The sequence below is a fragment of the Catenulispora pinisilvae genome, from assembly GCF_015356865.1.
Classification (GTDB): domain Bacteria; phylum Actinomycetota; class Actinomycetes; order Streptomycetales; family Catenulisporaceae; genus Catenulispora; species Catenulispora pinisilvae.
Genome location: NZ_JAAFZA010000346.1, coordinates 1 through 8,529, shown reverse-complemented (window position 1 = coordinate 8,529; position 8,529 = coordinate 1). Strand labels below are relative to the sequence as shown.

Genomic DNA, 8,529 nt, shown 5'->3' with positions numbered 1-8,529 from the left:
CCGGGATGGTGATCCCGGCGCGCGCCGCTAGAAGGCAGCCGTGCGCTACATCGGCAGGCGGCGGAAGAGCGGGCGCGGGACGTGGCGCAGGCCGGACATCACGTAGCGGAAGGCGCCGGGGGCCCAGACGGTGTGGGAGCCGCGGCGCAGGCCGGTGATGATCAGGTCGGCGACGGCGTCGGGGGTGGTGGACAGGGGGGTCTTCTCCTTGCCCTGCGTCATCTTGGTGTCGACGAAGCCGGGGCGGACCACCATGACGTGGACGCCGGTGCCGACCATGCTGTCGCCCAGGCCCTGGGCGAAGGCGTCGAGGCCGGCCTTGGAGGAGCCGTAGATGAAGTTGGCCCGGCGGGCACGCTCGGCGGCGACGGAGGACAGGACCACCAGGGAGCCGTGGCCCTGCTTCTTCAGGGCCTGGCCCACGATGATGCCGCTGGAGACGGCGCCGGTGTAGTTCACGTGCGCCACGGCCACGGCGCGGGCCGGGTCCTTCTCGTCCTCGGCCTGGTCGCCGAGGACGCCGAAGGCCAGCAGAACCACGTCGATGTCGTCGGCGGCGAACACCTGGGACAGGACCTTGTCGTGGTCGTCGGTGGCGGCGGCGTCGAAGGGGATCACCTCGACGGTGGCGCCGAGGGTGCGCAGTTCAGCGGCGTTGTCCTCGATGCGCTGGGAGGGGCGGCCGGCGAGGTAGATCTTCTTGGTGCGGGCGGCCGCCATCTTGCGGGCGGTGGACATGGCGATGTCCGAGGAGCCGCCGAGTACCAGCAGCGACTGGGGCGCGCCCAGGGAGTCCTTCATAGCTGTAGTTCCTATCCGTTGGGGCTGTAGAGGTGCGGGAGGCGCCGACTACGACACCGTGAAACCTCTACAGGTGCAGGCGGCGCGCCTGGTCCGACATGAACACCTGGTGCGGGTCGATCTCTGCGCGCAGTTTGCGGAACGCCTCCAGGCGCGGGTACATCTCCGCCAGTAGTTCCGGGCGCATGCGGGAGTCCTTGGCCAGGTACAGGCGCCCGCCGGCCTCCAGGACCTTCTCGTCCATGTCGTCCAGCAGCTGGGCCAGGCCCGGGGTGTTGGTCGGGAAGTCCAGCGCCAGGGTCCAGCCCTTGGCGGGGAACGACAGGTAGCCGGGGCTGCCCTCGCCGAAGCGCTTGAGGACGGTCAGGGCCGCGGGGGCGCCGTGGGCGGAGATCCGCTCGACGATCTGGCGCAGGGTGTCCTCGGTGCCGAAGGGGATCACGAACTGCCACTGGAGGAAGCCCGCCGGGCCGTATACGCGGTTCCACTCCATGATGCCGTCCAGGGGGTGGAAGAAGGCGCCGACGCCCTGGATCACGCCTTCCTTGCGGACCGGCGCCTTGCGGAACCACATCTCGTTGAAGGCGCGGCCGGTCATCTTGTTCAGCAGGCCGCTGACCGGGACCGGCGGGACCTTGCCCAGGGACAGCGGGGAGAACTTGCGGGGGTCCTTGCGGACCTTGGCCGGCAGCTCGTCCAGCTTGGCGAAGTCGCCGCAGGTCAGGACCGAGCGGCCGAGGTTGCGGCCGGTGGACAGGCAGTCGATCCAGGCCACCGTGTAGGGGTACTTGTCGTCGGTGGCGGCCAGTTCGGCCAGGACGCCGTCCAGGTCCGGGGCCCGCCAGATGTCGGCCTTGATCCGGGCCGTCTCGACCTTCTTGAAGGCGATGGTGGCCTGGGTGACGATGCCGGTCAGGCCCATGCCGCCGGCGGTGGCCCAGAACAGCTCGGGCTCGGTGGCCGGGGTGAGGGTGCGGATCTGGCCGTCGGCGCCGAGCAGGTCCATCGACAGGACGTGCTGGCCGAAGGAGCCGGCGCTGTGGTGGTTCTTGCCGTGGATGTCGGCGCCGATCGCGCCGCCGACGGTGACGTAGCGGGTGCCCGGGGTGACCGGGACGAACCAGCCCAGCGGCAGCATCGTGCCCATCAGCTGGTGCAGGCTGACCCCGGCCTGCGCGGTGACGATCCCGTGCTCGATGTCGATGTTCAGGATCTTGTTCAGCGAGGTGGTGCGCACCACCCGGCCGCCGCCGTTCTGCGCCGGGTCGCCGTAGGAGCGGCCCAGGCCGCGGGCGATGACGCCGCGCGGTCCGGCACCGGTGACCAGTTCGGCCAGCTGCTCGACCGCCGTGGGGTCGGCGACGTCGGCGACCGAGGGGCTGGTCATGCCCCAGCCGTACAGGCGCTCGGCGTGCACCCCGTCGGTTGAACTCTGTTGTGGCACGGCCACGTCTCTCACGTCCCTATTCATTTCGACTCTCAGTACTGCCGCCGGCGGTCTCAGCCGCGCGCGCCGACCAGGATCACGCCGGTGGCGAAGACGACGAGCCACACGGCCCCGATACCCATGATGACGCGGTCCTTCAGGACGACGTCCTCGGGCTCCCCTGCTTTGCCGTTGTCGATGAACATCGAGTAGCGCAGGAAGATGAAGACCCAGGGGATGACCGAGATCTCCAGCCACGGCTTGGCCGACTTGTGCGCGATGTCGGGAGTGGAGGCCAGCTGGAACGCCCACAGCGAGTAGGTGACCATCGTCACGGTCGCCGCGGCCTGCCACACGAAACGCAAGTACGACTGCGAATACTCCTTCAGCGACTTGCGGGAGGCGGCGGCCTCCTCGCCCATCACCACCATCTCCGAATACCGCTTACCAGCCACCATGAACAACGAACCGAAGCCGGTCGTCAACAGGAACCACTGCGACAGCTCCAAATTCGCCGCCACACCACCGACGATGGCCCGCAGCAGGAAGCCCGAGGCCACCATCGCCAAGTCCAGCACCGGCACATGCTTGAACCACATCGAGTACACGATGTGCAACGCCATGTACACCGCGACCACCAGGACCGTGGTCCAGTTCGCTATGGCCGCGACGCCCAACCCGGCCAGGCCGCACACCGCACCGGCCGCCAGGCCCTGCGGAATCGACACCCACCCGGCCGCGATCGGACGGAAACGCTTCTTGGGGTGACGACGGTCGGACTCCACGTCCATCACGTCGTTCACGAAATAGATGCACGACGCCGCGAGGCAGAACGCGACAAAGGCGATCGCCGAGGTACGCAGCACGTCGGCGTGGCCGAGCTTGGCCGCCGACAGCGGCGCGGCCAGCACCAGCACGTTCTTGACCCACTGCCGCGGCCGCGCGGCCAGCACCAACGCGACCGGCAACGGCGGACGCTTGCGCTGCTCGACGGGGGCATCGGCCGCTTCGGTGACGGTGGCGGGACCCGTCGCGGGCTGGGGCTCGGACACTTGCGGCTCAGCAGACTGCGTGGGGAGGGATGTCACCGGGCAAACCTATCGGATGGTTGAATCGCGGAGGGTTACTAGTTCGGACCACACCCGGTCCGTTTCCTGATCGAGGTCTGCGAGCGACCCGTTGTTTGCGATGACGTAATCCGCCGCCGCCAGACGTTCCTCACGCGACGCCTGCGCCGCCATCCTCGCGGCCGCGTCCTGTCGGGACATACCACGGTTGGCAAGCAGTCGTGCGTAACGGACTTCGTCGTCGGCGTCGACCACGATCACGGCCGCGTAACCGCGATCCGCCCCACCCTCGACCAACAGCGGAATATCGTAGACGACGATGCCCCCGTCCGGGGCGCTATTCGCCCATTCGGCCATCAATTCGCCGACCAGCGGGTGCACGATCGCGTTCAGCGCGGCCCGCCGGGCCGGGTCGGCGAACACGACGGCGCCCAGCTTGGCCCGGTCCAGGGCGCCGTCCGGGCCGACCACCTCGGAACCGAATTCCCGGACCACCGCGTCATAGCCCACGGTGCCCGGCTCGACCACCCGGCGGGCCGCCAGGTCGGCGTCGACCACGGTGGCTCCGCGGGCCTTGAGCCTGGTCAGGACCTCGCTCTTGCCCGAACCGATGCCACCGGTGAGGCCGACACTGAGCGTGGTCGGCTTGGCGTTCTGCATGGGCGGGCTCCGTTCGGCTGGGCTGTCGGCGCCCTGTTCGCGGTCGCCGTCCGCAGAAGGCTAACGTGGCGCTGCACGCTTTGGGTCACTGTCTGGAACGGAAGCGAATGGACAAGCGGGATACCGCAGCGGTGGACGCACCACGGACGGCGCGCTGGAAGACTGTCACCGTTTCCGCCGTCTCGGGCGCAGCGGTGTTCGCCCTCGGTTACGCCTGCACCGGGGCCTCGGCACCGTCCGCGGGCAGCGCCGGGCCGCCGGTGAAGATCGCCACGCAGACCCCGGAGGCGTCGGACGCCTTTGGGAACCTCCCTGCGGACCGCACCAAGCCGTCCTCGGCCCCGTGCGCGACGGTGCGCCGCCCGGCCGGCTGGAGCAAGATCGAGAACGCCAAGCCGGGCGACTCCTCGTGGCGGTCCAGCTTCGACGCGGACACCTCGGTGGTCGCCGGGTACCTGAACCAGGTGAGCGCGGCCTGTGGGGACACCCTTGAGCTTCACCTGTCGGGGTACGTGTCCTCCGCCTCCGTCACCGCCTACCGGATGGGCTGGTACGGCGGCACCGGCGGGCGGGTGGTGTGGAGCACCTCGCACGTCCCGGTCATCGCGAGTCCTGTGAAGAACTCCGGAGCGCCCACCTATACGGTCGAGGCCTCCTGGCCGGTCGCCGAACGCATCCCGGTCACCGCGGCCTGGACGCCCGGCTACTACCTGATCGTGATACGGGCCAAACCGCACGATGACGGCGACGCGATCCCGCTGATCATCCGGGACGACAGTGACGGCAACGGACCGCCCGGCAGCGGGAGTTCTCCATTGCTTCTACAGGCCTCCGTCCTGACGTACCAGGCGTACAACAACTACGGGCGGTACAGCCTCTATTACGGCCCGAAGGACCTGTCCTCGAAGCGCACCGACCGCTCCCGCGTGGCCTCCTTCGACCGTCCCTATAACGGTGACGGCTATCGCGCGCCGTTTCTATACGACATCCCATTGGCGGAAGAGGCGGAAAAGCTCGGGCTGGACGTCGACTACACCACCGACATCGACGTGGACGAGCGGCCGAGCCAGGTCGCCGCGCACAAGGCGTTGCTGATCGGCGGGCACTCCGAGTATTGGACGCGGCGCATGTACGACGCGGCCGTATACGCCCGGCACAAGGGCACCAACATCGGGTTCTTCGGCGCGAACGAGATCTACTGGCACGCGCGGCTGGAGCCCTCGCCGTCGGGTCCGGACCGGCGCATGGTGGTCTACCGGTACGCGAACGAGGACCCGCTGGCGAAGTCCGATCCGTCACAGGCGACGGTGCTCTGGAACTCCCCGCAGTTGCAGCGGCCGGAGAACTCCATCGTGGGTCCGGCCTATGGGGAGCTCGGGGCGGACGGCGGGGCGTTCCGGATACTGCAACCGGACTCCTGGATCTTCGCCGGGACCGGGGTCACCAAGGACCAGTACCTGAAGAACTCCCTGGCCGGTGAGTACGACACGGTGAAGAGCATCGGCGGGACGCCGCCGGACATCGACGTCATCGCCGCGGCGCCGATCGTGTTCAGCGGGCAGTCGACGATGGCGACGATGTCCTACTACACGGATCCGTCGGGCGCCGGGGTGTTCGCCGGCGGGATGACGTATTGGGACTGCCAGATGGCGCAGATGTGCGGGGACCGGCCGGTGGATCCGGGGACGGCGCACGTGTTGGCGGCGGTGACGGACAACGTGCTGCGGACGTATGCGCAGGGGCCGGCCGGGAAGCGGTATCCGTCGATGTACCGGCCGGCGCCCAGTGCGCAGGCGTTGATCTCCACGGCGCCCTCGCTGAGTGACGTCGGGGTCGGGCCGCCGAAGACGTCTACGTCGGAGTAGGGCTCGGTTACGTCGGAGTGGGGCTCGCCGCGGACGGCAGCCGGCTGGGAAACGGCGATCAACCGGGAAGCTGCGCGCCGTCCGGGAAGTCGGTGGAGCGGGTCAGGTCGGCCCACTCCTGGATCTCCTTGTCGACGGCGGCCCGGCCGTTGGTGATCAGGCGCAGCGCGTCCGAGCCGAGGAGCAGGTGGGCCGGCGGGTTCGGGGCGCCGATGATCTTCAGCACGGCCTCGGCGGCCTGGCGCGGGTCGCCGAGCTGGTGTCCGTCGGCGGCCTTGCGGTGGTCCCGGATCGGGTCCATGACCTGGTCGTAGTCCGCGATGGAGCGGTCGGTGCGGACCATGGAGCGGCCGGCCCAGTCGGTGCGGAAGGAGCCCGGCGCGATCGCGGTGACGTGTACGCCGAAGGGTGCGACCTCCTTGCCGACCGTTTCCAGGATGCCTTCCAGGGCGTGCTTGCTGCCCTGGTAGAAGGACGTGCCCGGGACCGTGATCAGGCCGGCCATCGAGGTGACGCCGAGGATGTGGCCGCGGCGGCGGCGCCGCATGTGCGGCAGTACGGCCTTGACCGTGGCCACCGCGCCGAACACGTTCACCTCGAACTGCGCGCGCAGTTCGGTCATCGTCGACTCCTCGAAGACGCCCTCGTGGCCGTATCCGGCGTTGGCGATGGCGACGTCGATCGGCCCGACGGCGGCCTCGATCTCCTCGACGGTCCGGAACACCGCGTCGTCGTCGGTGACGTCGAGCAGGCGGGCCAGCGAGCGCCCGGGGCGTATCGCCTCGAAGTCCTCGGCGTCGGCACCCTTGCGCACGGTGCCGACCACGGTGTGGCCGGCCGCGAGGGCACCCTCGGCGAAGGCCCGGCCGAGGCCGGAGCTGGCGCCGGTGATCAGGAAGGTCTGGGGCGTGGGGTTCGTGGTCATGCCTCGATTCTACACAGCGCTGAGAAAAATCTGCACAGTGTCAAAAATACTCGGCACCAGGTACCATGCCGGGATGGAGGACGATCGACGAGGGGCGCGGACCAGCCGCCGGGTGGCACCGACCAAGGGCGACCTGCGCGAGCGCGCGATCCTCGACGCCGCCGAGCAGCAGCTGGACTCCGAGGGCGCGGACGGCATGACGGTGGCGACGATCGCGCAGGCGGCCGGGATCACCAGGGGCGCGCTGTACTTCTACTTCGGCTCGAAGAACGAGGTACTGGCCGCCCTGGTGGAACGCACCGTGGCCACGCTGCGCGCCGAGATGGACGCGGCGGACGCCGACGGGGCCAGCGCCCCCGGCGCCGCCCTGCGCCAAGGCGTCGAGCAGACCGCGCGGATGTGGCGCGAGCACGGAACGGTGATGCGGACCGCGGTGGAACTGTCGCCGACAGTCCCGGCGATCGACCAGGCATGGCGCTCAGCCGTGGTCGCGCTGACCGACACCACCCGCGGCATCGCCGAGCGCGCCGGCGTACCCGCCGGGCCCGGACCGCGGGACGCCGCGGCGGTCGCGGCGGCGCTGGTGTGGATGACTGAGCGCGCGTTCTATCAGGCGACGGTCAGCGGCGGTTCGCTGGATGCGGCGGCGGCGACGCTGCTGCATGTGTGGTTGGCGGCGCTGGGGATTCCGGCGGACGCGGAGCTGGGCGGCGCGGAGGGCTGACTGGCAGGAGCAGAAAGCTGACCGGGCAGGCGGAGCAGCTTGCCCGGCGGGCACCGAGCCGTCAGTCAGCGGGCGCGGAGCTCGGCGGCGCGGAAGGCTTACCGGCCGGAGCCGAGGGCTGACCGGCCGGGGCAGAAGACTGTCCGGCCGGCGCGGAAGGCTGCCCGGCAGGCGCGCTGGGAGCGCCCGAAGCCGGGACGCCGGGCGTGGTGTTCGACCCCGGCGTGCCGGCGCCGGTGCTGGGCGTGGTGGGCGGCGGGGTCGGCGTGGTGTGCTTGTACATCGCCTCGGCGATCTTGAGGGTGAAGGCCTTCGCGCCGTCGCCCTTGATCAGCGCCTCCTGGGTGGTGATCAGGTAGGTGCGGTTGCCGTCGTACATCACCAGGATCGCGTCCTTGCCGGCTTCGGTGACGTAGGTGGCGGGGTGTCCGGCGACCGAGATCGGCGCGTACTGGTCGCCCTGGCCGGCCAGGGTGCCGACGGTGGCGGCGCCGTGGCTCTGGGCGGTCGCGGCGTCGGCGTAGATGGCCAGCTGGATCTCGACCTGGTTGCTGGTGATCTTGCCGGTGCTGTCCTGGACGACGCCGTACTGGCACACCACCCGGCCCAGCTGCTTGGCGGCCGTCGGCTGGAACGGCTGGAAGTAGTCGCCGCCGTTCAGCGGGCTGCCCAGGGCCAGCTGCATGTCGGCGTCGGTGACCAGGCCGTCGCAGTTCTTCGGCAGCTGGGCCGGGGTGATCGTGGGGCCGGCCGCCGGGTCGAAGCTGGGCTGGGTGCTCGCCGAGCTGGACGACTGGGCGCCGGGGAACGAGCCGGCGGCGCTGCTGGTGCTCGACGAGCCCTTCTTCGACGAGCCGCCGCCGGAGCACGCGGCCAGCGTCAGGGCCGCCGCGCAGGCGAGGCCGAGCGCGGATATGCGTGTCAGGGTCCGGCGTGCCGAGGCCGGGCCCGGAACCGGGGCCGGGATCGTAAGGGTCCGCATGCTTGGCAACCTATCGAATCGGTGAGTGCGACGAGAAGCCTTCGGACCGGCTCCACGCCCCTCGGCCCCGCGCCCCCTC

8 protein-coding genes are annotated in these 8,529 nt (G+C 70.1%); 2 read left to right on the top strand and 6 right to left on the bottom strand.

Annotated elements, in window-relative coordinates; translation table 11 throughout:
* Window positions 1-45 precede the first annotated feature (45 nt).
* The 4 genes from dprE2 to coaE all read right to left on the bottom strand — a co-directional run bounded on the left by dprE2 (window position 46) and on the right by coaE (window position 3,954).
* Entirely contained in the window at window positions 46-801 is a 756-nt protein-coding gene (gene dprE2, locus IZR01_RS46020) for a decaprenylphospho-beta-D-erythro-pentofuranosid-2-ulose 2-reductase (protein ID WP_194927511.1), read from the bottom strand.
* A gap of 67 nt (window positions 802-868) precedes the next feature.
* Entirely contained in the window at window positions 869-2,272 is a 1,404-nt protein-coding gene (gene dprE1, locus IZR01_RS46015) for a decaprenylphosphoryl-beta-D-ribose oxidase (RefSeq protein ID WP_194927510.1), read from the bottom strand.
* A 29-nt stretch (window positions 2,273-2,301) separates the two neighbouring features.
* Entirely contained in the window at window positions 2,302-3,279 is a 978-nt protein-coding gene (locus IZR01_RS46010) for a decaprenyl-phosphate phosphoribosyltransferase (protein WP_323746698.1), read from the bottom strand.
* A 45-nt stretch (window positions 3,280-3,324) separates the two neighbouring features.
* The gene (coaE, locus tag IZR01_RS46005; protein ID WP_194899037.1) at window positions 3,325-3,954 is read right to left on the bottom strand and encodes a dephospho-CoA kinase; all 630 of its coding nucleotides are present in this window, start codon (window positions 3,952-3,954) and stop codon (window positions 3,325-3,327) included.
* Window positions 3,955-4,061: 107 nt separating this feature from the next.
* Here coaE and IZR01_RS46000 point away from each other — a divergent pair, with 107 nt between their 5' ends.
* Complete coding sequence (locus tag IZR01_RS46000) at window positions 4,062-5,819, top strand: N,N-dimethylformamidase beta subunit family domain-containing protein (RefSeq protein ID WP_228555973.1); 1,758 nt, start codon at window positions 4,062-4,064, stop codon at window positions 5,817-5,819.
* Window positions 5,820-5,877: 58 nt separating this feature from the next.
* Here the strand turns inward: IZR01_RS46000 and IZR01_RS45995 are convergent, their stop codons facing one another.
* On the bottom strand, window positions 5,878-6,744 hold the full coding sequence (locus IZR01_RS45995) for an oxidoreductase (protein ID WP_194927509.1): 867 nt from the start codon (window positions 6,742-6,744) through the stop codon (window positions 5,878-5,880).
* Between the two features lie 73 nt (window positions 6,745-6,817).
* Between IZR01_RS45995 and IZR01_RS45990 the strand changes: the two genes are divergently transcribed.
* A complete protein-coding gene (locus tag IZR01_RS45990) occupies window positions 6,818-7,468 on the top strand; it encodes a TetR/AcrR family transcriptional regulator (protein ID WP_194927508.1) in 651 nt (216 codons plus the stop codon).
* Between the two features lie 61 nt (window positions 7,469-7,529).
* On the opposite strand, the gene IZR01_RS45985 is transcribed toward IZR01_RS45990, so the two are convergent.
* Window positions 7,530-8,450: a hypothetical protein gene (locus IZR01_RS45985; protein WP_194927507.1), complete on the bottom strand. Its 921-nt coding sequence runs from the start codon at window positions 8,448-8,450 to the stop codon at window positions 7,530-7,532.
* Window positions 8,451-8,529: the final 79 nt, after the last annotated feature.